Source organism: Microvirga lenta, assembly GCF_020532555.1.
Lineage (GTDB): Bacteria > Pseudomonadota > Alphaproteobacteria > Rhizobiales > Beijerinckiaceae > Microvirga > Microvirga lenta.
On record NZ_JAJBBR010000008.1, the window covers coordinates 365,135 to 384,615 of the forward strand.

General features: G+C 65.9%; 22 protein-coding genes. 8 read left to right on the forward strand and 14 right to left on the reverse strand.

The window, feature by feature from the left end; all coding sequences use genetic code 11:
* Window positions 1–102: 102 nt before the first annotated feature.
* The gene (locus tag LGR44_RS14480) at window positions 103–1,560 is read right to left on the reverse strand and encodes a DEAD/DEAH box helicase (protein WP_226741406.1); all 1,458 of its coding nucleotides are present in this window, start codon (window positions 1,558–1,560) and stop codon (window positions 103–105) included.
* Window positions 1,561–1,869: 309 nt separating this feature from the next.
* Between LGR44_RS14480 and LGR44_RS14485 the strand changes: the two genes are divergently transcribed.
* The 3 genes from LGR44_RS14485 to glpK all read left to right on the forward strand — a co-directional run bounded on the left by LGR44_RS14485 (window position 1,870) and on the right by glpK (window position 6,191).
* Window positions 1,870–3,078 carry an MFS transporter gene (locus tag LGR44_RS14485; protein ID WP_226741407.1) on the forward strand — a complete coding sequence of 403 codons (1,209 nt, stop codon included), beginning with the start codon at window positions 1,870–1,872 and terminating at the stop codon, window positions 3,076–3,078.
* 77 nt (window positions 3,079–3,155) lie between these two features.
* Window positions 3,156–4,676 (forward strand): glycerol-3-phosphate dehydrogenase, encoded by a 1,521-nt coding sequence (locus tag LGR44_RS14490; protein ID WP_226741408.1) that lies wholly within the window; start codon window positions 3,156–3,158, stop codon window positions 4,674–4,676.
* A gap of 27 nt (window positions 4,677–4,703) precedes the next feature.
* Complete coding sequence (glpK, locus tag LGR44_RS14495) at window positions 4,704–6,191, forward strand: glycerol kinase GlpK (RefSeq protein ID WP_226741409.1); 1,488 nt, start codon at window positions 4,704–4,706, stop codon at window positions 6,189–6,191.
* Window positions 6,192–6,237: 46 nt separating this feature from the next.
* Here glpK and LGR44_RS14500 read toward each other — a convergent pair whose 3' ends face one another.
* Complete coding sequence (locus tag LGR44_RS14500) at window positions 6,238–6,660, reverse strand: HIT family protein (protein ID WP_226741410.1); 423 nt, start codon at window positions 6,658–6,660, stop codon at window positions 6,238–6,240.
* 368 nt (window positions 6,661–7,028) lie between these two features.
* On the opposite strand from LGR44_RS14500, the gene LGR44_RS14505 reads away from it, so the two are divergent.
* Window positions 7,029–7,223 carry a con-10 family general stress protein gene (locus LGR44_RS14505; protein WP_226741411.1) on the forward strand — a complete coding sequence of 65 codons (195 nt, stop codon included), beginning with the start codon at window positions 7,029–7,031 and terminating at the stop codon, window positions 7,221–7,223.
* 96 nt (window positions 7,224–7,319) lie between these two features.
* On the opposite strand, the gene LGR44_RS14510 is transcribed toward LGR44_RS14505, so the two are convergent.
* From LGR44_RS14510 to LGR44_RS14530, 5 genes are all read right to left on the reverse strand, one after another.
* Window positions 7,320–7,868, reverse strand: coding sequence for a hypothetical protein (locus tag LGR44_RS14510; protein WP_226741412.1), 549 nt, complete (start codon window positions 7,866–7,868; stop codon window positions 7,320–7,322).
* Between the two features lie 28 nt (window positions 7,869–7,896).
* A complete protein-coding gene (locus tag LGR44_RS14515) occupies window positions 7,897–8,136 on the reverse strand; it encodes a hypothetical protein (RefSeq protein ID WP_226741413.1) in 240 nt (79 codons plus the stop codon).
* Between the two features lie 300 nt (window positions 8,137–8,436).
* Window positions 8,437–9,261: a PRC-barrel domain-containing protein gene (locus tag LGR44_RS14520; protein ID WP_226741414.1), complete on the reverse strand. Its 825-nt coding sequence runs from the start codon at window positions 9,259–9,261 to the stop codon at window positions 8,437–8,439.
* 350 nt (window positions 9,262–9,611) lie between these two features.
* Window positions 9,612–10,145: a hypothetical protein gene (locus tag LGR44_RS14525; RefSeq protein ID WP_226741415.1), complete on the reverse strand. Its 534-nt coding sequence runs from the start codon at window positions 10,143–10,145 to the stop codon at window positions 9,612–9,614.
* A 297-nt stretch (window positions 10,146–10,442) separates the two neighbouring features.
* Window positions 10,443–11,246 carry a response regulator gene (locus LGR44_RS14530; protein WP_226741416.1) on the reverse strand — a complete coding sequence of 268 codons (804 nt, stop codon included), beginning with the start codon at window positions 11,244–11,246 and terminating at the stop codon, window positions 10,443–10,445.
* A gap of 178 nt (window positions 11,247–11,424) precedes the next feature.
* Here LGR44_RS14530 and LGR44_RS14535 point away from each other — a divergent pair, with 178 nt between their 5' ends.
* Together LGR44_RS14535 and LGR44_RS14540 are read left to right on the forward strand one after the other, a co-directional pair.
* On the forward strand, window positions 11,425–11,655 hold the full coding sequence (locus tag LGR44_RS14535; RefSeq protein ID WP_226741417.1) for a NepR family anti-sigma factor: 231 nt from the start codon (window positions 11,425–11,427) through the stop codon (window positions 11,653–11,655).
* The gene (locus LGR44_RS14540; RefSeq protein ID WP_226741418.1) at window positions 11,639–12,184 is read left to right on the forward strand and encodes a sigma-70 family RNA polymerase sigma factor; all 546 of its coding nucleotides are present in this window, start codon (window positions 11,639–11,641) and stop codon (window positions 12,182–12,184) included. Before LGR44_RS14535 ends, LGR44_RS14540 begins: the two co-directional genes overlap by 17 nt.
* A 93-nt stretch (window positions 12,185–12,277) precedes the next feature.
* Here the strand turns inward: LGR44_RS14540 and LGR44_RS14545 are convergent, their stop codons facing one another.
* The gene (locus tag LGR44_RS14545) at window positions 12,278–12,451 is read right to left on the reverse strand and encodes a DUF1328 domain-containing protein (RefSeq protein WP_226741419.1); all 174 of its coding nucleotides are present in this window, start codon (window positions 12,449–12,451) and stop codon (window positions 12,278–12,280) included.
* A 37-nt stretch (window positions 12,452–12,488) separates the two neighbouring features.
* Here LGR44_RS14545 and LGR44_RS14550 point away from each other — a divergent pair, with 37 nt between their 5' ends.
* Window positions 12,489–12,851 (forward strand): hypothetical protein, encoded by a 363-nt coding sequence (locus LGR44_RS14550; RefSeq protein WP_226741420.1) that lies wholly within the window; start codon window positions 12,489–12,491, stop codon window positions 12,849–12,851.
* Window positions 12,852–12,913: 62 nt separating this feature from the next.
* On the opposite strand, the gene LGR44_RS14555 is transcribed toward LGR44_RS14550, so the two are convergent.
* The gene (locus LGR44_RS14555) at window positions 12,914–13,774 is read right to left on the reverse strand and encodes an SDR family oxidoreductase (protein ID WP_226741421.1); all 861 of its coding nucleotides are present in this window, start codon (window positions 13,772–13,774) and stop codon (window positions 12,914–12,916) included.
* Between the two features lie 131 nt (window positions 13,775–13,905).
* The gene (locus LGR44_RS14560) at window positions 13,906–15,243 is read right to left on the reverse strand and encodes a solute carrier family 23 protein (RefSeq protein WP_226741422.1); all 1,338 of its coding nucleotides are present in this window, start codon (window positions 15,241–15,243) and stop codon (window positions 13,906–13,908) included.
* A 177-nt stretch (window positions 15,244–15,420) separates the two neighbouring features.
* Here LGR44_RS14560 and LGR44_RS14565 point away from each other — a divergent pair, with 177 nt between their 5' ends.
* On the forward strand, window positions 15,421–16,440 hold the full coding sequence (locus LGR44_RS14565) for an alpha/beta hydrolase (protein ID WP_226741423.1): 1,020 nt from the start codon (window positions 15,421–15,423) through the stop codon (window positions 16,438–16,440).
* A gap of 11 nt (window positions 16,441–16,451) precedes the next feature.
* On the opposite strand, the gene LGR44_RS14570 is transcribed toward LGR44_RS14565, so the two are convergent.
* The 4 genes from LGR44_RS14570 to LGR44_RS14585 form a co-directional block, all read right to left on the reverse strand.
* Window positions 16,452–17,399 (reverse strand): NAD(P)/FAD-dependent oxidoreductase, encoded by a 948-nt coding sequence (locus tag LGR44_RS14570; protein ID WP_226741424.1) that lies wholly within the window; start codon window positions 17,397–17,399, stop codon window positions 16,452–16,454.
* A gap of 77 nt (window positions 17,400–17,476) precedes the next feature.
* On the reverse strand, window positions 17,477–17,980 hold the full coding sequence (locus tag LGR44_RS14575; protein WP_226741425.1) for a peptide deformylase: 504 nt from the start codon (window positions 17,978–17,980) through the stop codon (window positions 17,477–17,479).
* Between the two features lie 111 nt (window positions 17,981–18,091).
* On the reverse strand, window positions 18,092–19,033 hold the full coding sequence (locus LGR44_RS14580) for a cation diffusion facilitator family transporter (RefSeq protein WP_226741426.1): 942 nt from the start codon (window positions 19,031–19,033) through the stop codon (window positions 18,092–18,094).
* Window positions 19,030–19,473, reverse strand: coding sequence for a hypothetical protein (locus LGR44_RS14585; protein WP_226741427.1), 444 nt, complete (start codon window positions 19,471–19,473; stop codon window positions 19,030–19,032). The genes LGR44_RS14580 and LGR44_RS14585 overlap by 4 nt, the downstream gene beginning before the upstream one ends.
* Window positions 19,474–19,481 lie beyond the last annotated feature (8 nt).

Genomic DNA, 19,481 nt, shown 5'->3' on the forward strand with positions numbered 1-19,481 from the left:
CATATAACGGCACCGAAGCCGACCGTCGAACCCAAATCGTAGTCGCGGACAGCAAAAAGGCGCCCGAAGGCGCCTTTATTTATTCGTCGTTTTGAGCAGGCCTCAGCGGCGCCGCGGCGCCTTGTCGAGCCATGCGACCTGCATCCCGTCGTTGCGGCCGTCGCCACGCCGGGGAGCAGCCTTGGGGGCCGCCTTCTGGGCAGGCTTGCCGTGCTGGGCCGCCTGCGGCTGACGGGCCTCGCCCGGCTGTCCGCCTGCGGGCTTTCCGCCGCGACCGCGACGGCGCTTGGGGCCGCGCTCCGCGTTCGGGTCGGCCGAACGGGGCTGGCCGTGGCCCTGGTGCCCGCGGGCATGGGGGGCCGGGCGTCCGCGCTGCGGCTGCTCGCGGCGCGGCTCGGGAGCCGCCTCGCCGCCGACCGGACCGGCCGAGAAGCCTTCCGGCAGGTTCGCCACCGGCACCTTGAGGCGGGTCAGCTTCTCGATGTCCTTCAGGTAGGCCCGCTCCTCGTCGTTGCAGAACGAGATCGCGAGGCCGGTCGCGCCGGCGCGCGCCGTGCGGCCGATGCGGTGGACATAGGATTCCGGAACGTTCGGCAGGTCGTAGTTGATGACGTGGGACACGCCCTCGACGTCGATGCCGCGCGCCGCGATGTCGGTCGCCACCAGAACCCGGCAACTGCCGTCACGGAAGGCCGCAAGGGCCCGCTCGCGCTGCGGCTGGGACTTGTTGCCGTGGATCGCCGCGCCGACGATGCCGGCCTTGTCGAGCGAGCGCACGACCTTGTCCGCCCCGTGCTTGGTGCGGGTGAAGACGAGGACGCGGTCGATGCTCTCGTCCTTCAGGACGATCTCGAGCAGGGCCTGCTTGCGGCCCGTCGAGACGAACATGACGCTCTGCTCGACGCGCTCCGCCGTGGTCGCCACCGGGGTGACGGCCACCTTGGCCGGGTCGCGCAGGAAGTCGTCCGCTAGCGACGAGATGGTCTTCGGCATCGTGGCCGAGAAGAACAGGCTCTGGCGCTTGGCGGGCAGCAGCTTCACGATGCGCTTGAGCGCATGGATGAAGCCGAGGTCGAGCATCTGGTCGGCCTCGTCGAGGACGAGGATTTCCACGTCACGCAGGGTCAGCGACTTGCGGTCGATGAGGTCGAGCAGGCGGCCAGGGGTGGCGACGAGGACGTCGACGCCGCCGGAGAGCTCACGCTCCTGCTTGCCGATGGTCACGCCGCCGAACACGACCGAGGTCGAGAGGCGGAGATTGCGGCCGTAGACCCGGAAGCTGTCGGCGATCTGGCCGGCGAGTTCGCGGGTCGGGCTCAGCACTAGCACGCGGCAGCCCTTGGGGGCCTTGGGACGCGGGTTCTGGGCCAGGCGGTGGAGGATCGGCAGCGCGAAGGCCGCCGTCTTGCCGGTTCCCGTCTGGGCGATGCCGCACACGTCGCGGCCTTCGAGCGCAAGCGGAATGGTCTGCGCCTGGATCGGCGTGGGCTTCTCATAGCCCTCGGATGCGAGCGCCTTGAGAATCGGCTGGGCCAATCCGAAATCGGAGAATAGGGTCAAAGGGTATTGTCTTTCGAACAGATATTGGCGAGCCCTAAAGGCTTGATCTTCCAAGGAAACAGGCGTTTCCGGGCTCTAAGGCGACAACCCGCGTGATGGGGCCGTCGTACGGTTGGAGCGATTGAAGAAGGGGACCGGGCCTTCGCCGTTGCGGCGAATATCCGTCACGCAGTCCCGCTCAAGCGGCTCCGGATGCGGAGCGCTGACGCCGTGTTGTGCATATGAGGGCTAAAGGCCTATCCGTCAACCGCCGCCGATGACATAAGAGCAAGGATCGTTCTTCTTTCGGACGATTGTCTCAAGGCCGCCATGTCCTCTCCCCCTCGCATGCCTTGGCGCTTCGTCTCGGCGCTCTCGATTGCCGTCACGATCTCCTATGGGACGATCTTCTATGCCTTCGCGCTCATCATCGAGCCCATGGAGCAGGAGCTCGGCTGGTCGAAAACGGCCCTGACGGCCGCCTTTTCGCTGGCCTTGGGCTCCTCGGCCCTCTTCTCTGTGCCGGTCGGCCGCCTCATCGATCTCGGTTACGGCCGGGCCGTGATGACCGGCGGCTCGATCCTGGCCGCCGTTCTCCTCGCCCTCTGGTCGCAGACGGAGAGCTATCCGGCCTTCCTGCTCATCTGGTTCGGCCTCGGCATCGCCATGAGCGCGGTGTTCTACGAGCCCGCCTTCGCGATCCTGGCCGGGCACCTCCACCTGCTGACCCGGCGGGGGATCACCTTCATGACCCTGGTGGCGGGCTTCGCCAGCACCGTGTTCATCCCCCTCACCCACCTGCTGATCGAGGCGTATGGCTGGCGCGGAGCCCTCCTGGTGCTGGCAGGGCTCAATCTCGGCCTCTGCGCCGTGCTGGAAGGGCTGAGCATTCCGCGCTCGGGCGCCCATGCGGCCAACCCGGGACCCGGGCCGGCCGCACCGCCCCCCTCGGGCGCGCGGCGGGTCCTCACCTCGGCATCGTTCTGGTTGTTCGTGGTCACGTCGGTGCTCCAGGGCATGATCGCGACCGGCATCCCGGTCCACCTCATCCCGCTCCTGGTCGAGCGGGGCTTCAGCCTCGACTCGGCCGTCGCCGCCTTCGCGGTGATCGGCCCCGCCCAGGTGGCGGCCCGGTTCCTCACCGGCTTCGGGGAGCGGGCGCTGAGCCTCAAGGGCGTCGGCGTGCTCACCATGGGGCTCAACGTCCTGGCCTTCGGCCTCCTGCCCTTCATCCCCCCGGGCTCCTGGCTGATCCTGGCCTTCGCGGCCTTCTACGGCGCCTCCGCCGGGATGATGACCATCGTGAGGGCGCTCCTGCCGCCGGAGCTGTTCGGGCGCGAGAATTACGGCCTGATCCAGGGCATGATCGCCATGCCGGTCCGGGTCTCCATGGCGGCGACGCCCTTCGCGTTCGGAGCGCTCTGGGCCTGGAGGGGCAGTTATGACGCTGTCGTATTCCTGTGCTTCGCTATGGCCCTCTGCTCCCTCATCGCTTTCATGCTAAACCTCGCCGTGGCGAGGGGCGGTGAATCCCGCTAGAAAAGCCTTGCGTTAGACGGCTAAAGGAAACATTTGCAGGAGACCGGGATCGCCCGGTCTCAAGGAAAGACGCGTTCGTGACGACAGTGACTGATCTTCTGATTGTTGGCGGCGGCATCAACGGCGCGGGCATCGCGCGCGATGCTGTCGGCCGGGGCCTTTCGGTGGTTCTCTGCGAGCAGGGCGACCTCGCCGGCTACACCTCCTCCGCCAGCACCAAGCTGATCCACGGCGGCCTGCGCTATCTGGAATATTACGAGTTCCGTCTGGTCCGCGAGGCCCTGTTCGAGCGCGAGCGCCTGCTGAACTCCGCGCCCCACATCATCTGGCCGCTGCGCTTCATCCTGCCCCACGAGAAGGGCATCCGCCCCGCCTGGTTCGTGCGGATCGGCCTCTTCCTCTACGACAACCTCGCCCCGCGCAAGAAGCTGCCGGGCACGGAGACGATCAAGCTCACCCGGCATCCGGCCGGCCAGGCCCTGAAGCCGGGTTTCGACACGGCCTTCGTCTATTCCGACTGCTGGGTCGAGGACAGCCGCATGGTGGCGCTGAACGCGCTGGATGCCTTCGAGCGCGGCGCCGACATCCGCGTGCGCACGAAGCTGACCGCCGCGCGGCGCGAGGGCGACGTCTGGGTCGCCACGCTCCAGAACGCCGAGACCGGCGAGACGACGGAGGTGCGCGCCCGCGCCCTCGTCAATGCGGGCGGCCCCTTCGTGGCCGACGTGCTCAATTCCAAGCTCGGCCTGAACACCCAGAAGAACGTGCGCCTCGTGAAGGGAAGCCACATCGTGGTGCCCAAGCTCTTCGACACGAAGGAGGCCTTCATCCTGCAGAACACGGACAAGCGCATCGTGTTCGCGATCCCCTACCAGGAGAAGTTCACCCTGGTGGGCACCACGGATATCCCGGTGGAGTCCATTCCGGACAAGAAGGTCGTCATCGACGAGAACGAGATCCAGTACCTCTGCAACGTGGTGAACCACTTCTTCAAGCGGGAGGTGAAGCCCTCCGACGTGGTCTGGTCCTATTCGGGCGTGCGCCCGCTCTTCGACGACGGCTCCTCCAACGCCTCCGCCGTGACCCGCGACTACGTGTTCGATCTCGACGGAGCCCCCGGCCAGGCGCCGGTCCTGTCGATCTTCGGCGGCAAGATCACCACCTTCCGCAAGCTCGCTGAGCACGCGCTCGAGGAGCTGAAATCCTATTTCCCCGGCATGAAGCCGGCCTGGACCGAAACGGCCAAGATGCCGGGCGGCGACATGCCCGATGCGGATTTCGACCGGTTCTTCGCCACCGTCCGGTCGCGCTGGCCCTTCCTGCCGGAGGCCCTCGCCCACCGGCTCGCCCGCGCCTACGGCACCCGGATCGAGGAGCTTCTGGGCTCGGCCAAGTCCATGGCCGATCTCGGCGAGGATTTCGGCGCCGGCCTGACGGCCGCGGAGGTCGATTACCTGGTCCGCCGCGAGTGGGCCCGCAGCTCGGAGGACATCCTCTGGCGCCGGTCCAAGCTCGGCCTGCACGTGCCTCCGGGCGCCGCTCAGGCCATCGACGCCCACATCGCCAAGCGGAACGCGGCCGCCATCGCCGCCCAATAAGCCGCATCTGAACTCTCGGGGGAAATCATGGCCAACTACGTCGGCGCCATCGACCAGGGCACGACCAGCTCGCGCTTCATCGTCTTCGACCGGTCGGGAAGCATCGTCTCCGTCGCCCAGAAGGAGCACGAGCAGATCTATCCCAAGGCGGGTCATGTGGAGCACGATCCGCTGGAGATCTGGCGCAACACGCAAGCCGTCATCGCGGACGCCCTGGCCAAGAAGGGCCTGGCGCCCCGGGATCTCGCCGCCATCGGCATCACCAACCAGCGCGAGACCACGCTGATCTGGGACCGGCATACCGGCAAGCCCCTGCACAACGCCCTGGTCTGGCAGGATACCCGCGTCGACCCGATGGTGCAGGAATTCGCCAGGGACGGCGGCTACGACCGTCTGCGCGACAAGACCGGCCTGCCCCTGACGAGCTATTTCTCCGGCCTCAAGCTGCGCTGGCTTCTCGACAACGTGCCCGGCGCCCGGGAGAAGGCCGCGGCGGGCGACGTGCTCTTCGGTACCGTAGACAGCTGGCTCGTCTGGAACCTCACAGGCGGCCGCTGCCACATCACCGACGTGACCAATGCCAGCCGCACGCAGCTCATGAACCTGCACGACCTGGCCTGGGACGACGAGATCCTGGCCCTGTTCGACATCCCCCGCGCCTGCCTTCCCACCATCGTGTCGTCGGGCGAGGTCTACGGCGAGGCAGTGGACCTCCTGGCGGGCGTGCCGATCGCCGGCATTCTCGGCGACCAGCAGGCGGCCCTCGTGGGCCAGGCCTGCTTCGGGCAGGGCGACGCCAAGAACACCTACGGCACCGGCTGCTTCATGCTGATGAACACCGGCGAGACCCCCTACCCGTCCAAGTGCGGCCTGCTCACGACGGTGGGCTACCGCTTCGGGCAGGGCAAGACCGTCTATGCGCTCGAGGGCTCCATCGCGATCGCCGGCGCCTTGGTGCAGTGGCTGCGGGACAATCTCGGCATCATCCAGGCCAGCACCGACATCGAGAAACTGGCCCGCAGCGTCGAGGACAATGGCGGCGTGACCATCGTCCCCGCTTTCTCCGGCCTCTACGCCCCGCACTGGAACGCAGGCGCCCGCGGCCTGATCGGCGGCCTCACGCGCTATGCCAACAAGGGCCACATCGCCCGTGCGGCGCTGGAAGCGACCGCCTTCCAGACCCGCGAGGTCCTGGAGGCGATGACCAAGGATACCGGGATCGCCGTCAAGGAGCTGCGCACCGACGGCGGCATGGTGGTCAACGAGCTCCTGATGCAGTTCCAGGCGGACATTCTCGACGTGCCGGTCCTGCGCCCTAAGGTGATCGAGACCACCGCCCTCGGCTCGGCCTATGCGGCCGGCCTCGCCACCGGCTTCTGGGCCGGGACCGACGAACTCGTGCGGAATTGGGCCGTGGACAAGCGCTGGCAGCCCACCCTCGACGCCGGCACGCGCCAGCGCCTCTATGCAGAGTGGTGCAAGGCGGTCGAGCGGTCGCTCGACTGGGCGAAGTAAGTCGATCCGGCGGCCTCCCGGCGAGGCCGCCCTCCGTTCCCGATCCTTACCCTCGCAGGGCGGCGCGGATCTTTTCGGCCGCCTCGGCCAGCTTCTCGGGCGCTTCCATCTGGCCGGTATGGGGCTTGAGAGGAACGCCCTCGAAGCGCGGGATCACGTGGAAATGCAGGTGGAACACCACCTGGCCGCCGGCACTCTCGTTGAACTGCTGGATCGTCAGTCCGTCCGCGTCGAAGGCCTGCTTCACGGCCTTGGCGACGATCTGGACGTCCTTCGACAGATCGGCCAGCGCGTCCGGCGCGATGTCCAGGATGTTGCGCGCCTCGACCTTCGGGATGACGAGAACATGGCCGTCGCCGCGCGGCATGATGTCCATGAACGCCAGCGCCCTATCGGTCTCGTAGACCTTGTGGCACGGCAGCTCCCCCCTGAGGATCTTCGCGAAAACGTTGTCCTTGTCGTAGCTCATGGATCGTCCTTCTGATGACCGCGCCTGAGGCTCCGGCCGGTCGCCGCGCGTCGGGTGGGTGCCGCGGGCGCGGGACCCGCCGCCCCTCGCTGCAGGCGCGGAGCCGGGGACAGGGATAGCCGACCGGGCGTGGCCCGTACAGCCATCGAGTCCCGTCCTCCCGAGCGGACGCGACGGCGGATCTGCGGCCGGGCGCATGAGCCCTGCCGGAACGGCAGCGAGCCGGCCGCACAGGAACCCTCCGATGCCACAGCCTAGCTTTGCAGTAGAGCCAAAGCAAACGCTAAAAACTCCAACTAATAAGCGGAACTATCGAAATTAAGGGTGGTTGTTCAGGACAGTAGAACATCCGGTTAAGGAGGCATGTGATGGCGACAGGAAGTTCGACTTCGAAGCGTGGTTTCGCATCGATGGACGGTGACCGGCAGCGCGAAATCGCCAGCAAAGGCGGCAAGAGCGTTCCGGCCGAGAAGCGGTCTTTCTCGCAGGACCGTGAACTCGCCTCCGAAGCAGGCCGCAAAGGCGGTCAGGCCTCGGGTAGCACCCGTAACAATCAGGAATGATTTTTACTGATTTGCATAAGTAAAGGGGCCGCTCAGCGGCCCCTTTAGTTTTTGTCCCGGCGATGCGCAAAAAAACGCGGGCCGAAGCCCGCGCCTTCAGAACCGGAACCGGAGTTCCGATCGGCCGAGGACCTCGCCCAGATCGTCCTCGAACAGCACGCGCTCGCCCACCACGCCTCGGAACTCGGATACGCTCGGTGTGGTGAACATGAGCCCGCCATTGTCGATCTGACGGATCAGATCCGAGGCAAGGGACGTCATCAGGTCGAGGGACGCCACCCCGAGCACGGAAGCCGCCTCGAAGGCGAGTTCCGAATCCGGCATGCGCGCGGAGCCGATCAGGGCCATGAGGCAGTACTCGTCCATGCTGCCCCGGCGCGAGTTCATCGGCCCGTGCTGCAGGGGCTGGCTCCGCTGCCGGTCGAGGGCGAAGGCAAGCAGCAGGGCGTCGGAAATGATCGCCTTCGCCGCTTCCGGCCGCGTCAGCCCCATCAGGGCCTGTTCCGGGCCGTTGAGCAGGGCAAGATCGTATTGATCGTCGAAGCTGCTGATGCAGCGGAAAATATCGACGATCGGAACCGTGTTGGGGTGAAAGAGGACGGAGACGGGCCCCGATTCATGGAAAAACGAATGGGTCGCGGTCATGAACTGAACAAACCTAACTTTACGGGCCTCAGATGTGCTGCCCCGGCCGCACTGCGAAACTGTTCTGCCATGCCGGAATGATCAGGTGGCGCCGCAGCAGGAGGGGGCAAATGGCGTCGTCGTGCTGCTCGCACGCCGCGACCACCCCGCTCAGCATCGAGGCGATGGACGGCTTCTCTCCGGGGGCGGAGCTCGATGCCAGGCGGCAGAATTCGTCGGGCAGTTCCTCACGGGACAGAATGGCGTCGACTTCGTTGGTTGCGGTCATGGCTTCCTCCCACCGTACTTGCGTAGCAACGTATCGGGATGGCCGCGGTTCCTCATGCGGCAACTCGTCCGGAGGCACCGGCCCGGTTCCTCCTGGCAAAAAAGAGAGATCCTTACGGAACCAACCGCATGTCGCGGTGTTATGACTGGGTCGGTTCGATTGCCCCCTCGGGCCGGCACCCTACAAGGCGCGGTCACTCATGACCGCGCCTTTTATTTTGCCTTCGCCCACGGCAGCCGTCCCATGGAAAAGCGGCGCCCGGGGTCGCCGGACGCCGCTCCGATGCCGCTATGGGACGGGTTACTGCTGGGGAGCCGTCGTGCCGCCCGCACCCGTGGTGCCGGTGGTGCCGGTTCCGGACGCGCCGCCCGCGCCAGAGGCATTGTTGTCGTTGTTGTTGCCGCTAGTGTTGAAGGCAGGCGCGGCCTGGAGTTCGGCCTTCGTCATGCGCAGCACCACGCGCTCCGGCTCGTTGGTGTTGCCGCCGCTGCCGGCGGTCGTGTTGGAGGCGCCGGCCGTGTTGGTGTTGCCGCTCATGGCGCCGCCGGCTCCGGTGGTGCCGGTGGTGCCGGTCGCAGTACCTGCAGTCGAACCGGTGGTGGTGACGTTGCCGCCCGCGTTGTTGCCGCCGGCATTGTTGCCGCTCATGGCATTCACCTGGTCGCGGCTGGCGAATTCGAGCGAATCGAACGGAACGGCGACATCCTTCTCGCCGATGCCGAGGAAGCCGCCGACGCCGACCACGGCCGCCACGGCCTGGCCGTTGCGATCGACGATCACGTCGTTGATGTCACCGATCGACTCGTTGTTGCTGCTCACGACGCGGGTGCCGATCAGCTTGGAGGCCATGATCTGGTTCGGCTGCATCTGGGTCATGAACTGGCCCTGAGCGCCGCCACCCTGGTTCATGGCGGAAGTGTTGGGAGAGGACATGCCGCCGGCAGCCGGATTGGCCTGGTTGGCGGTGTTGGGCTGCATGGCAGGCGATCCGGTCGCCGTGGAGCCGGAACCGGCTGCGACCGGGCGATCCGTCGCACCGGAGGGGGTCGTCGAGGTCTGTGCGAGAGCGGGAGCCGCCACGAACATGGTCGCGACGAGGCACGCCGCCATATGCGTCTTCAGCATCGGTTATTCTCCTGAAAGTACGTTGAATCGCTTCATGCGCCATACTGCGCGTTGGCAAAACGCGAGCCGCATGTAATCGTTCCCTGAGATCCCGAATATCTCATCAGGGAGCGGCGCTGCTTATTTGCAGCCTGAACATGAATACTTGTTAATATTACTGGACAACAAAAGAAATGTTCCACCCGACATGCACGGGCGCGAACCGTCCAGCTTGATGAAATCAACCTGTGCTGGAGTAAATTGTTCCGCCGTCGTCTTCCGTTCGGAACAAGGTCGGCCCGGGGCCGTGCCGCGAGCGGAAAGCGCAGCTCGCGTCTTGCAGGCGGCCGGAGGCCGGCCGCCCCTCGCGATCAGATGAGCGAATGCTGGAGCAGCGCGAGGCACAGGCTCGGGGAGCGGTCCGCGCTGGCCCGCGCCAGGGGGCTGACGTCGCCGAGGCAGCCGACCGGATTGCGCCGCTTCTTCGGATTGGCCGCGGGCGCCTCGTTGCCTTCGCGCCGCACCGTCGGATGCTGCACGGCGGGCCCACGCGTCTCTTCCTTGAGGGTGACGACCGGGAGCTCGGTGTTCTTGGAGAAGGTCGTGGTGCCGGACTGCGGGTCGGACTTGTAGAGAATGGCGCCGTTGCGGTCCCGCAGGATCACGGTGGCCTGGGACACGCCCACCAGTTCGACCGTGGAGACCGTCAGGCGCTCCTCCAGGGAGAGAGGGGCATCCATGCGGTCCGCCTTGGCCGAGGACACGACCTGCCGGGCAAGGGCGGCCTGAAGGGAGGCGGGCTCGGAACCGGCAAGGGATGCCGTGCTGAACGCATCGGGAGCCTTGCTCCCCGCCAGAAAGGCCGCAGCGGCCAGCCCAATGACTGTTGCGGGTGTCCGGAACATCCTCGTCTCCTGCTTTCCCATCGGCATCTTGTGGGAAAACAACGCGACCGTATCTGTCCTGTTCCTAAGGAAAACTTCAGCAAAAACTCAATAAAGTACCTGGAACCTTTAGTCGAAGACTGGCGTTCTTTAAGCACCGGCCTCCTGGTCCTCCCCGCATTCCCCTTGTGCATTGGCCGGCACCTTAAGACGGGCTTTATAGCCCGTCTTTTTTTATTTCCTCACAGCTTTGCAATAACGAAAAAGCCCAGCCTTTCGGCTGGACTTTTACTTCTTTCAAGCTTGGCAATACTGAGATCAGGCCGTCGCCCGCACCTCGCGCCGCCGGGCGCTCTGCTGGAAGAACAGCGCCTGGCTGATGACGGCCGACACGTTGGCCGGCTGGAAGGGCTTGGCGATGAGGAAGGCCGGCTCCGGCCGTTCGCCGGTGAGGAAGCGCTCCGGATAGGCGGTGATGAAGATCACCGGAACCTCGAAGGACTTCAGAAGATCGTTCACCGCATCGAGACCCGAGCTGCCATCGGCCAGCTGGATGTCGGCCAGGATGAGACCGGGCTGCTTGGTGGAAGCGAGTTTGACCGCCTCGGTGCGGGTCCGCGCCACGCCGGTGACGTTGTGGCCCAGCCCTTCGACCAGGGCCTCGAGATCCATGGCGATGAGCGGCTCGTCCTCGATGATGAGGATGTCGGTGGCCATGTCGGCGGCCAGCTCGCGCCCGGCCTCGTCGACCAGCTCACGGACCGTCTGCGTGTCGACGCTCAGGATCTGGCCGACCTCTTCCTCTCCGAAGCCTTCGAGGCAGGAAAGCAGGAAGGCCTGACGCGGCAGCGGGGTGATCTGCCCCAGCCGAACCTCGGCCGGCAGGTCCCGCTGGATCTGGTCGCTGCGGCCATTGACCGACAGGGAATTCCAGATCCGCGTGAAGACCTGGAAAAGCTCGACCTTCACGTTACCGGAAGGGCCGATCGTCTCAGGCTCGCTTACCAGGGTTTCAAGTGTGGCCGCAACATAGGCATCGCCCGCCATCTGGCTGCCTGTGAGGGCTCGGGCATAGCGTCGAAGATACGGTAAGTGCTGGACGACAAGCTGAGCTGTCGACATTCGCTTCCCCTTATGTGCTTTTGACTCATTGTACCGATACGGACCATTCAACTCGGCAGCCATGCGAAAGTTCCATCCGTTGGAACCTGCGACGAGGATATGCGTTGTTGCTCAAAACGATTTGAGATACTGCCAAGGTTACTATCCCGGTCGAATCGGGAATGGCAAGGGGATGCCAATGACGGGTGAGAAGGGGAACAAGCTGGCTCGTGTCATACCTGACTCGGACCTCAACGGGACGCTTGCCGCCGATCCCAAGCTCGACAGCACCAGCCAGAAGCGCATCGGCGACCAGTTGCGCGCCATGTACGACGAGCTGATGCAGCAACCTGTCCCCGATCGCTTCAAGAACCTGCTGGATCAGCTGGAGAAGAAGGACAGGGAGACATCCCATGACTCCGGAGCCTGACCTCCGAGACGCTCTCCTCGCTGCCGTTCCAAGCCTCCGCGCCTTCGCAATATCCCTTTCCGGCCACGTCGACCGCGCCGACGATCTCGTCCAGGACACCCTCCTCCGCGCCCTGTCCAACCTTCATCGCTTCGAGCCCGGCACGAACCTGAACGCCTGGCTGTTCACGATCCTGCGAAATCTGTTCCACTCCGAGTACCGCAAGCGCCGCCGCGAGGTGGAGGATCCCGACGGGTCCTATGCCGGCCGGCTGAAAGCCCTGCCGGAGCAGGGTTCGCACCTGGATCTGGAGGATTTCAGGACGGCCCTGGCGACGCTCCCGCCGGACCAGAGGGAAGCCCTGCTCCTGGTCGGAGCCTCGGGTTTCTCCTACGAGGAGGCCGCGAGCATCTGCGGCTGCGCCGTCGGAACGATCAAGAGCCGCGTCAACCGCGCCCGGTCCCGTCTCGCCGCCTCTCTCGACGTGGGCGACGCGGAGGATCTGGGTCCCGACCGCATGACCCGCGCCGCGCTTCAGAGTTCGGTCTGAGGCCTGTCGTTCCGCCCCCTCGCCTGCCCCCTGCGCCAACAAAAACGCCGCCCGAACCGGACGGCGTTCTTGCCTTCAACTCGTTCCGCAACGTCACATCGGGTTTCGTCCACGCATCAGACCGATGACGGCGGAGATGGCGAACAGAACGATGGCAACGAAGAAGATGAGCTTGGCGATCTCAACCGCGGTGCCGGCGATGCCGCCGAAGCCGAACAGGGCGGCGACCAGCGCGATGATGAGAAAAGTGACTGCCCAACCGAGCATGATGTTACCTCGCATACTATGGGATCGGCCTGGGCCGATGACACTCAACCAACGTCAAGCGCGACTGTGGAGTTCCGTCAAAAAGACTCATTTGGACAGTTTTTGGGAAAGCCTCGGAAGTATAAAGGAGCTCACCTTAGGTATGGAACCGACCTCCCGTCCCCACGTTTCCCAAAACAATTGGGAGACGAATCCGATGAACAGGCCAGTTGCCCTTCGAGCATTTTTTATTTTCACGATCATTGCGGCCTTTGCTGCCATGACCGGTCTGGCGTCTAACGTCGAGATCGCAGAAGTTCTTTTTCTCATCGGCGGATCTCTCTCCGCGCTGATGCTCTTCTTTGCCATGTCGGCGTCGGCTCCAGCTCCCGTCCCCGTGAGGGTCCGGCGGCGGCGCTGACCGGCCGCTGCCATCGCTACGAAGATCGAGGGCGGCTCCTGATGGAGCCGCCCTTTTTCGTGTCAGGACTCCGTCGGGTCGCCGCCGTTCGGGTGCAGGACCGAGCCGGTGATGTAGGAGGCGTCGGCACAGGCCAGGAACAGATAGCTCGGGGCCACCTCGTTCGGCTGGCCCGGACGCTTCATCGGCGTGTTGGCCCCGAAGGACTTGACCTTGTCCTCCGGGAAGGTCGACGGGATCAGCGGCGTCCAGATGGGACCCGGCGCCACGCCGTTGACGCGGATGCCCTGCCCCGCCAGCTTCTGCGCCAGCGAGCGCGTGAAGGCGACAATGGCGCCCTTCGTGGCGCTGTAGTCCAGCAGCTCGGAGCTGCCGCGATAGGCCGTGACCGACGTGGTGTTGATGATCGAGGCGCCTTCCTTCAGGTGCGGCATGGCGGCCTGGACCATGTGGAAATAGCCGAAGATGTTGGTGCGGAACGTGCGCTGGAGCTGATCCTCGCTGATATCCTCGATTTCCTTCTGCGGGTGCTGCTCCGCCGCGTTGTTGACCAGCACGTCGACCCGGCCCAATTCCTTGATCGTACGGTCCACGGCGGCCTGGCAGAAGCCGGGATCGCCCACGTCCCCGGCGATCGTCATGCACTTGCCGCCCTCGCGCTCCACGAGGCGCTTCGTCTCCTGCGCATCCTCGCCCTCGTTGAGATAGACGATGGCGACGTTCGCGCCCTCGCGGGCGAAGAGAACCGCGACGGCGCGGCCGATGCCGCTGTCCCCGCCGGTGACGAGCGCGGTCTTGCCCTGGAGCCGTCCGCTGCCGGGATAGCGCGGCTCGTAGTCGGGCCTGGGATTCATCTGGGTCTCGCGACCGGGCTGCTGGTCCTGGGTCTGCGGCGGCAGGGTCTGGTTCTGGTCGGGGCTCATGACGTCTCCGCGAAGTGGAAGGATGCGGTCGCGTGGACCGGAGGCGACGAACGAAAGCAGGCCCGTAAAAAGACGAAGCCCGCGTTGTTTCTCAACGCGGGCTCCAGAAGCGTGTTCCTGGCGGGATAGGGCTATTCCGCAGCGCGCGGCCGCTCCGCGGCGGTGGCGGTCTGTCCCATGTTCAGGATGTGGTAGAGGATGATGGCCCCGAAGGTCGCCGTGCCGATGCCGTCGAGGGTGAAGCCCCCCACGTTCAGCTTGAAGTTGCCGGCGCCGAGCACCAGCGCCACCGCCACCGTGATCAGGTTGCGCGGGTTTGAGAAGTCGACCCCGTTCTCCACCCAGATCCGGCCCGCCGTCGCGGCGATCAGGCCGAACACCACGATCGACAGGCCGCCCAGAACCGGCCCCGGAATGGTGCCGATGAAGGCGCCGAACTTCGGCGACAGGCCGAGCAGCAGCGCGATGCCGGCCGCGATGACGAAGATGAGCGTCGAATAGATGCGGGTGACCGCCATGACGCCCATGTTTTCCGCATAGGTGGTCATGCCGGTGCCGCCCGCGGCGCCCGAGAGCATGGTGGCGATGCCGTCGCCCATGAAGGCGCGGCCGAGATAGGGATCGAGGTTGCGGCCGGTCATGGCCCCGATGGCCTTGATGTGCCCGAGGTTCTCAGCCACGAGGATGATCGCCACCGGCGCGATCAGGCTGATGGCCTGGATGTTGAAGACTGGGCTCTGGAAGGTGGGCAGGCCGAACCAGGCCGCCTCTCCGACCTTGGTGAAGTCCACCGGCTGGCCGAGACCCAGCATGTTGGCGCAGATGAAATAGACCAGATACCCGATCGCCCCGCCGACCAGCACCGGCAGCCGGCGCCAGATGCCCGGCGCATAGACCGCGATGATGCCGACCGCCACCACCGTGGTGAGCGCGATCCAGCGGGCGAAGGCGGTGCCTTCCGCGTTGTCGGGCGTGACGCCGGAGGCGCTCGAGATCGCGATGGGAGCGAGCACGAGGCCGATGGCGGCCACGATGGCGCCGGTCACGACCGGCGGCATGAGCCGCTCGACCCAGCGATGGCCGGCGAGCTGCACCACGAGGCCGATCAGGAAATAGAGCGCGCCCGCCGCGATGATGCCGCCCAGCGCCAGGGAAATGTTGGGGTTCGGCACCCCGACCGAGGCTCCCGTCGCGACCAGCACCGGGCCGATGAAGGCGAAGCTCGATCCGAGATAGCTCGGGACCCGTCCGCCCACGATGAAGAAGAAGATGATCGTCGCGATGCCGGAGAAGAGGATCGACACGTTGGGGTCGAAACCCATCAGAAGCGGCGCCAGCACCGTGGCGCCGAACATGGCGACCACATGCTGCAGCCCGAGAATGAACATCTGACCCGACGGCAGACGCTCGTCGGGCATGATGACCCCTTCGGACTTCAGGGTCCATCGTGGCAGGAAACCGTCGGACATGATTACTCCCCCAAGTCACGGCCGTTTGAATGCGGAATGTGCTCGCACCGTAGCGCCGGAAGCCTCGGAATGGCTAGGTGGGGTAAGGACTTATTAACCGCCGCGGCTGCCCCATTTATGGACATTTGGTCGCCATGCGGTCAAACCCGCCCCCAGCCCGACTCAACGAGGATGACGATGCGCAGGAACCACAGCGCGCCGGAAGGCGTCGTTCACACTCTCCGGATCGACAGCGAGTGCCTGAAAGGCAATCTCCTCGGCGACCCCGCCCGCCGCCGGATCGACGTCTATGTCCCCGCCGGCCATGACGGGCGCGGGCTGCCCCTCCTCGTCGATCTCGCCGGGTATACCGGGAGCGGCCTCGGCCACACCAACTGGAAGAACTACGGCGAGAACGTGCCCGAGCGCCTCGACCGCCTGATCGCCACCGGGATGATGCCGCCGGTCGTGGTGGCCTTTCCCGACTGCTTCACCCGGCTCGGCGGCAATCAGTACATCGACAGCGCGGCGACGGGGCCCTGGGAGACCTTTCTCATCCGCGAGATGCTCCCCTTCGTGGAGGAGCGCTTCGGCTGCGGCGGCGACGGACGGCGGGGCGTGTTCGGCAAGAGCTCGGGCGGCTACGGCACCCTCGTCCACGCCCTCAGGCATGGCGGGTCCGTCTGGTCGGCCGCCGCCTCCCATTCGGGGGATGTGGGCTTCGAATATCTCTATCACCTGGGCGAGTTCGCCGGCGCCCTGCGCCACCTGTCCGGCTTCGGCATGTCCATCGAGGCGTTCATCCGCAAGTTCGAGGAAGGCCCGAAGGCCAAGGATGCGGACTGGCATACCCTCATGATCCTGGCCCAGGCCGCGACCTTCGACCCGGATCCGAGCCAGTTCTACGGGGTGCGGCTGCCGGTCGATCTCCATACGGGCGAACTCATCGCCGAGCGCTGGGCCAACTGGCTTCGCTGGGACCCGCTGCGCATGGCGGACGAGCCCGAGCGCCTCGAATCCCTGCGCAAGCTGAAGCTGCTCTTCATCGATTGCGGCGATATCGACCAGTACAACCTGGTCTACGGCTCGCGCATCCTGCACCGGAAGCTCGAAGCGGCCGGCGTGCCCCACATCTACGAGGAGTTCCACGACAACCACTCCTCCATCGACTACCGCATGGACACGAGCCTCCCGCTCCTTGCGAAGGCGCTGGCTTAAGGCTTGCAGGCTCACGCTCCGCCGGGTTCGTCTTCCGTCGGCAGTTCGCAGTGATTGTGGATGTGGATGGCGGCGAGAGCGGAGTGACCCATGGCGACCACGATCTGGTCGATGCCGCGCACGATGTCGCCCGCCGCGTAGAGCCCCTTCACCGAGGTCTGGCAATGGCTGTCCACGATCAGGCTGCCGGAGGGATCGTGCTCGGCGTCGAGCGAAACGGCGAGATCGGAGCGGTATTTCAGGCCCAGCGCCGAATAGAGCACGTCGAAGCGGTGTTCCTGGCCGTTCACGTTGATGGCGGCGATCCGGTCTCCCTCCATCTCCAGGGCTTCGACCGGGTTCTCGATCACCTTGATCCCGTGCGCGTCGAGCTTCGCCTGCTGCTCCGGCGCGAGCTGCATGGGCTGCCCCAGGGTCAGGAGCGTCACGTCGTCGGAATAGGTTCGGGCGATGAAGACCGCCTCCCCGAGGCCGTGGTCGCCGTATCCGATGACCGCCACCTTCTGGTCGCGGGATTCGTACCCGTCGCAGATCGGGCAGTAGCGGATGAGCCCGCGCTGAACCGCGTTCGGCAGGTCCGGAAGGTCCGGTTCGATATCGACGGCGCCGGTCGCCAGCAGGACGCGCCGGGCCGCGATCTGGCGCGTGCCGGCGCCGTTGCCTTCGACCAGCGCCACGAAACGGTCGGGCTGCTTGCGCAGGCCCGTCACCATGCCGGCTTCGATGCAGGGACCGTACTGCTCCAGGTTCTCCCGCGCGCGGGCGATGATGTCCTTGCCCGAGATGCCCTCGGCAAAGACCGGAATGTTGTGGCTCGTAGGGATCCACGCAGCCCGCGGCGCTCCACTGTCGACGACGAGGAAGCGGCGTTTGAAGCGCGCGAGATAGAGCGCCGCCGTGAGCCCGGCCGGGCCGCCGCCGATGATGAGGCAATCGAGAATGTCGCCGTCGGAAGGCATGTGCGTCCGTATCCTCCTGCTGAGAGTCGCAGTAGGCACAACACGCGAGAGCCGAAAAAGGTCGATGCCCTGAAGTCTCACCCCTGTGCGCGGCGGAGCTTCTCGTACCGCTTGACCGTGCGCTCGCGCTTGAGCCGGGAAAGGCGGTCGATCCAGAAGATGCCGTCGAGCTGGTCGATCTCGTGCTGCAGGCACACGGCCATGAAGCCCTCGGCCTCCTCCTCGCGCCCGGCGCCCTCCACATCCCGGTAACGCACCCGCACCCGCGCCGGACGCTCGATCTCCTCGGTCACGCCCGGCATGGAGACGCTGCCCTCCGTGTGCCGGATCAGATCGTCGGAGAACCAGACGATCTCCGGATTGACGTAGACCTTCCGCTCGCTGGCGGGATCGAGCTGGATGACGGTCACCCGCTGGAGGATTCCCACATGCGGCGCCGTGATCCCGACCCCCGGCGCGGCCTTCATGGTGTCGTGGAGGTCCTGCACGAGCGTCCGCAGCCCCTCGTCGAAGGCGGCGACGGCCTCCGCCTTCCGGCGCAGTCGGGGATCGGGAAAGAACACGAGTGGTCGCACGGCCAAGGGCGCTTCTCCGTCATGCTTCGGCAGTTGGACGCCCGAGCCTTTAGCATGGGAGACGACAAGTGGTGCAACGGCCTCCCCTCGCCCGAAGGGGCGAAGAGGATCCACCCCTCATCCCTTCGCGCGCTCCGGCCTGTCCTCGCGCTGCTCCAGGGCCACCTCGATCAGGCGCCAGGCCTCGTCGTCGCCGATCAGCGACCGCGCGCGCTCGCCGGAGACATGGGGCCGGTCGGGCGGCTCGACCACGGCCCGCATGAAGCGGCCGGTCTCCCGCACCTGAATGTTCACGTCGCCATGCACGTCCTTGAGCCTCTCGACCAGCCGGTCCACGAGCGGATCGATCTCGGGACCGTCGATCTTCCTGGGAGCGCCGTCGATGAGCTCGAAGATGGATGAGCGCATCGACTTCAAGCCGTCCGTCAGGATCGAGAACGAGATGAAGCCCGCAGCCGCGGCATCCGCCCACCACAGGCCGAAGGCGACGCCGACGATCCCGAAGATGCCGGCGAGCCCGGTCTGCCAGTCGGCGGCATTCATCAGGGCATCCGTGTGCAGCACCTTGTCGGCGATCTTGGCGGCGACGGGCTTCTTGAGCCGGCCCAGGATCATGGGCGGGATCACGGAATAGATCAGGACCGCGATCATGATCCAGCCCATCCAGATCTCGTGGCCGAACAGGTTGTACGATCCGATCGTGGGGTGCTCGCGTTTGATCAGGGTGGCGCCCGCTTCGTAGAGCATGAGCGCCCCCATGGCCGTCAACGCGGTGGCGGCAATGAGAAAGGCGAGCGAGTTGGCCCTGTAGAAGCCGAACGGGAACTGGTTCGTCGCCGGCTTCTCCTCCAGGCGCAGGGCAATGAGGAAGGCGATGGGCGGGAGAAGGCTGAGCATGTCCTCCACCCAGGCCGTCCGCATGGCCTGGCTGCCGCCCATGACGAGGGCCATGGCGACGATGATGGACGTCAGGAGGCCGATGCTGATCCAGGACAGCCTCTTGGCGCGCCGCATCGCCTGTTCGATTTCGGCGGGCAGTGCGGGATGAGTCTCGCTCATGACGAGGCTCCCGCGGCCTTCGCGGCCTCGATGGCGCGGTTCACCCTCAGCAGGAATGCGTTCTCGCCCGCGCGCACGGCCAGAACGCGCTTCTCCTCCTCGGCCGAGCCGTAAAGCGGCCCCACCGCCTTGGAGAAGCCGGCCTTCTTGAACGGAGTGGATTTCGGGACGCCGCCGATGATCAGATGGATATGCCCTCGGTCGAGTTCCTCGAACAGCCTGTGGGCATCGCCCTCCGTGTAGACGGGCTGGGACTGGAGGTTCTCGGCCAGGATCTCGACGACGGCCCGATCCTGTTCCGCGTTCCTGTCCGACTGCAGCACTCCCACACGCAATTCCTTGCCCCGGACCATCTCCAGGGTCTCCTCCGGGTCCCGGGGCAGGTCACATCCGGCGAGGAGCCCCCCGAGGGCGGCAGTGGCGGCAAGAACTCTGAACACTCGGGCAC

Bases quoted from the DNA above. Each gene is read 5' to 3' on its own strand.
- LGR44_RS14530 (WP_226741416.1), bottom strand. From the start codon at position 11,246: ATGTCGACAGCTCAGCTTGTCGTCCAGCACTTACCGTATCTTCGACGC.
- LGR44_RS14505 (WP_226741411.1), top strand. From the start codon at position 7,029: ATGGCGACAGGAAGTTCGACTTCGAAGCGTGGTTTCGCATCGATGGAC.
- LGR44_RS14560 (WP_226741422.1), bottom strand. From the start codon at position 15,243: ATGTCCGACGGTTTCCTGCCACGATGGACCCTGAAGTCCGAAGGGGTC.
- LGR44_RS14535 (WP_226741417.1), top strand. From the start codon at position 11,425: ATGACGGGTGAGAAGGGGAACAAGCTGGCTCGTGTCATACCTGACTCG.
- LGR44_RS14555 (WP_226741421.1), bottom strand. From the start codon at position 13,774: ATGAGCCCCGACCAGAACCAGACCCTGCCGCCGCAGACCCAGGACCAG.
- LGR44_RS14500 (WP_226741410.1), bottom strand. From the start codon at position 6,660: ATGAGCTACGACAAGGACAACGTTTTCGCGAAGATCCTCAGGGGGGAG.
- LGR44_RS14515 (WP_226741413.1), bottom strand. From the start codon at position 8,136: ATGACCGCAACCAACGAAGTCGACGCCATTCTGTCCCGTGAGGAACTG.
- LGR44_RS14525 (WP_226741415.1), bottom strand. From the start codon at position 10,145: ATGTTCCGGACACCCGCAACAGTCATTGGGCTGGCCGCTGCGGCCTTT.
- LGR44_RS14510 (WP_226741412.1), bottom strand. From the start codon at position 7,868: ATGACCGCGACCCATTCGTTTTTCCATGAATCGGGGCCCGTCTCCGTC.
- LGR44_RS14570 (WP_226741424.1), bottom strand. From the start codon at position 17,399: ATGCCTTCCGACGGCGACATTCTCGATTGCCTCATCATCGGCGGCGGC.
- LGR44_RS14540 (WP_226741418.1), top strand. From the start codon at position 11,639: ATGACTCCGGAGCCTGACCTCCGAGACGCTCTCCTCGCTGCCGTTCCA.
- glpK (WP_226741409.1), top strand. From the start codon at position 4,704: ATGGCCAACTACGTCGGCGCCATCGACCAGGGCACGACCAGCTCGCGC.
- LGR44_RS14520 (WP_226741414.1), bottom strand. From the start codon at position 9,261: ATGCTGAAGACGCATATGGCGGCGTGCCTCGTCGCGACCATGTTCGTG.
- LGR44_RS14545 (WP_226741419.1), bottom strand. From the start codon at position 12,451: ATGCTCGGTTGGGCAGTCACTTTTCTCATCATCGCGCTGGTCGCCGCC.
- LGR44_RS14485 (WP_226741407.1), top strand. From the start codon at position 1,870: ATGTCCTCTCCCCCTCGCATGCCTTGGCGCTTCGTCTCGGCGCTCTCG.
- LGR44_RS14565 (WP_226741423.1), top strand. From the start codon at position 15,421: ATGCGCAGGAACCACAGCGCGCCGGAAGGCGTCGTTCACACTCTCCGG.
- LGR44_RS14550 (WP_226741420.1), top strand. From the start codon at position 12,489: ATGACACTCAACCAACGTCAAGCGCGACTGTGGAGTTCCGTCAAAAAG.
- LGR44_RS14580 (WP_226741426.1), bottom strand. From the start codon at position 19,033: ATGAGCGAGACTCATCCCGCACTGCCCGCCGAAATCGAACAGGCGATG.